The organism is Vibrio sp. V42_P2S4T144, assembly GCF_009904715.1.
Lineage (GTDB): Bacteria > Pseudomonadota > Gammaproteobacteria > Enterobacterales > Vibrionaceae > Vibrio > Vibrio alginolyticus.
This window is the reverse complement of the sequence record NZ_WXWS01000243.1, coordinates 1-3,367: the sequence shown is the minus strand read 5'-3', so window position 1 is coordinate 3,367 and position 3,367 is coordinate 1. Positions and strand designations below refer to the sequence as shown.

General features: G+C 42.2%; 3 protein-coding genes. All 3 read right to left on the bottom strand.

What is annotated here, in order from left to right; genetic code table 11:
- Positions 1–683, bottom strand: a 683-nt coding sequence (locus CAG68_RS08410; RefSeq protein WP_161441006.1) for an AraC family transcriptional regulator ligand-binding domain-containing protein, incomplete at its 3' end; no start/stop codon positions are given.
- A 59-nt stretch (positions 684–742) separates the two neighbouring features.
- Positions 743–1,525: an SDR family NAD(P)-dependent oxidoreductase gene (locus CAG68_RS08405; RefSeq protein ID WP_161441005.1), complete on the bottom strand. Its 783-nt coding sequence runs from the start codon at positions 1,523–1,525 to the stop codon at positions 743–745.
- Between the two features lie 725 nt (positions 1,526–2,250).
- Positions 2,251–3,367 (bottom strand): helicase-related protein (locus tag CAG68_RS08400; protein ID WP_161441004.1); only part of this gene is annotated, 1,117 nt, incomplete at its 5' end.

Below are 3,367 nucleotides of genomic sequence, written 5' to 3'. Positions count from 1 at the left end.
CGATGGGACACTGCCTCCAACCTCTGTTTTAAATCACCATCAAAAACAGACAGCATCATCTGATTATCAGTCAGGAATGGCATTCGGGCGTCTTCAGCACGAAACGCAATGCTTGTTTTGGAGCCTTGGCGAATAGAGCAACCAAAGTAAGCTTGATAGGCATTCAGGTTATTCGGCAGTTCTGGCAGTATAACCTCAACGGGCTGTACGTTTGACCGAGTAGCAAGCCGTGTCAATTGAGTGAAAAATACTAGCTCCGTAAGGGAAAGCATGCTCGGCAGTTCGCCGTCATAGCCGTAGCAACCGATATCAACACGAGTATGTTGCTCAGTTTGTTCGATGGTAAGTAACATTGGCCCGATTATAGGTTTATATTCCTGAAGCCGTTTGACTGCTGCATTAAGGTTCGCGCTGCATATTGCGGCGAATATTGGAGCGTCAAATGATTCAAAACTCATAACTTGTGCAAACTTTAGCGCGATATCAATGCCTTTCACCTGAGCGGCAGCTTCTATACCATGCCATAGTTGGAAGTATTGAGACGGGGTTAATTGCACTTTGTTTTGCTCAAACAACCTTGGTGGCAGTTCGGCAAAACCTAATATGTGTTGAAGCTCTATTCCCAAGTCTTTAAATAGCACTTTCCAGTTTGGAGATATAACAAACTTACTCGCTCTTTTCATCGCAACACTTTAACCTATTGACACTACAGATTCCGACTATATCAAATTAGCCCGTTACTTTATTTAGTGCTCTTTTCCATTGCTTGGCGTGAGATTTTTAACACGAGCTTGCGCGGTAAAAACGGGATAATCCAGTTAAGCATAAACTTCAACGAAGGCTCATTAAACGCCACTAGCTCACCTTTTTCCATAGCGTTATAGCCACACTCAGCAACGGAGCTTGGTGTTTTTGCATTTTTCCACGCATCAACGCCTTCTAAATTTCCCGCTTCTACAAACCCAGTTGCCACAGTACCAGGGCATAGTGCTGTAACGGTTACACCATTATCTTTAACTTCTTCTGCGACCGCCTGACTGAAAGAGGTGACATATGATTTTGTTGCGTAATACACCGCCTGCAAAGGACCTGGCATAAATGAAGCGGTTGATGACACATTAAGGATTTTTCCTTGTTTACGTTCAACCATGCCCTTTAGATAAAGGTGCGTCAGATTGGTCAATGTAACCATGTTCACTTGCATCATTGCTTGTTCATCGACCAGAGAACGTTCATGGAATTTGCCGTGACCACCAAAACCTGCGTTGTTAATTAGCGTATCGACTTGTAGAGAACGCGCTTCGGTTTGTTCAAATAGCGCTTGAGCTGAGCTAGGTTGAGATAGATCTAAAGCAATGACTGTGACCTGAATACCATGCTGATTTTCTAGTTCTGTTTTAAGGTTATTGAGTTTGGACTCAGAGCGAGCCACAAGTATCAAGTTACCACCTTTGCTTGCGTGAATTTTTGCCAGTTCAAGACCGATACCGCTTGATGCGCCAGTGATTAGTGCTGTGTTTGTCATGCTGAATGCCTCTATTAGTGTGCTTACTCTTTGCTAAACGTCGTACTGATGGAGATATTATAGACTCTCAAATTGCGCCACTAGACATCCAATGACGACAGCATTCAATCAGATCGTGCCAATTATTCGTTCAGTATTGAAACGAAGCCTTCATCTTTTGTTTCTCTATCTCATTTTCTACTGGGAATGTAGAGGATAAGTGAATTTGGCTACATTCATGTCTGCTGAGTATATAGTGGTAATAGCTGAGGTAATCCAAAGAATCAAAGTATGTTTTTGTTCGTGACTCACTTTTGTCCAGCAACGAGCTAGCTCATGTGATGGCTAGTTTGTGTTAAAACTTTATTGCCCTCTGACATTCGTACTGTTATTTGTTCTCTAGGGAACAAATAACTGGAGCAAGAGAACACTTTATTGCAACTGAAGATCAAAAAAGTTGATGCTAGAACAGTACTTACTGATGAGGGCATTGTCGTATTGAAAGGCTCTCAAGCGCTAACAACTGCACAGGCTAGTTTATTTAAAGACTATACAAAGTTGGGTACTAACCTAGAATAGTAAAGTGTGCTAGCACCATCTGGAGATCATTTGGTTGCGGCTGAAGATATTCTGTTTACGAGTGCCTCGCAAGCCGCAGCCGTCCTATTTGGCTATCTTTGCAGTAGTCCTGATTACTAGAAAAACTCTTCAGGTAAAACATTGAAACAGATTGAAGCAGAATTAGTTTAAGTGAACGCTGCGATGACTCTCTGTTTAAATTGGCCTAACCTCAGCTCATCCAATGCTAAAGTAGGCTCAACATTATTTGGGTTAATGATATCTGAAGCTTTTCCCCAACTAAGTAAGCTTGGTTGAGAGCGATTAGATTGAGCGCTTTCCGATACGGTGCTTATTGATAAGCATTGTGAATCTACAGCACTCGGCACATTATTCTCTTGTTTAATGTACATGCAACTATCAGGAATATCCTGCTCAATTCTTTCAGCAAACCCAATCAAACTTTCTTCAGCAAAGGTATACAACCATGCTTCTTGGTTAGGTGAATCATTAACTCTCAATATTCTCCCAAGGACCTGTCTAAAATAGAGTTCCGTTTTAACCGAACTCATATGACAACAAACCTGTAGCCGAGGAATATCCGTACCTTCACTTATCATCCCAACACTGACTATCCACTGAACATTCGAGTTTCGAAAAGATTCAATTTCATTTAGTGGGCTTACGTGGTGATAAGTCACAATGGTGGCTGATTGATTAAACTGCTTGACCAAGCGTTTTTGAATATCTTTCGCGTGCTTGATAGAAGCAGCGACCACCAACCCGCCCGCGTTTGGCGAAAGTTCCCTGATCTGCGCTAGCTTTTTACAGGCACTATTCAAGATGTAATCCATTGCTTCTTCATTGTGAATGACGCTTTGATAAGAAACATCGGATTCTTTAAGGCATTCCAAAATGGAAGCAAAATTCTGATTACTACTGCCAGTCTGGATACTCAAATGCTCGTTGTCTATCAAGGCAATTTTAGGTTGGCGACATACCCCATCAACAACTGCCTGTTGCAAGCCGTATTGATAATCGCAAACAAGCATGCCTTCTGGATCAGAATACTCTGCCATAACTATCGGTAAACGGTCAGAGCGCCAGGGAGTACCCGATAGAGCCAGAGTATAACGAGCAAAGCTTTGGATCTTTGACACAATCTCTAGCCCCCATGAATTTGACCGCCCCTCATCATCAAACGAGCAATGGTGGATCTCATCAAATACGACTAATACCCGATATTTACTAACGGTGTTCCAGAAGTTTTCATCTAAAAAACGGATGGATTGATAGGTGTAAGAG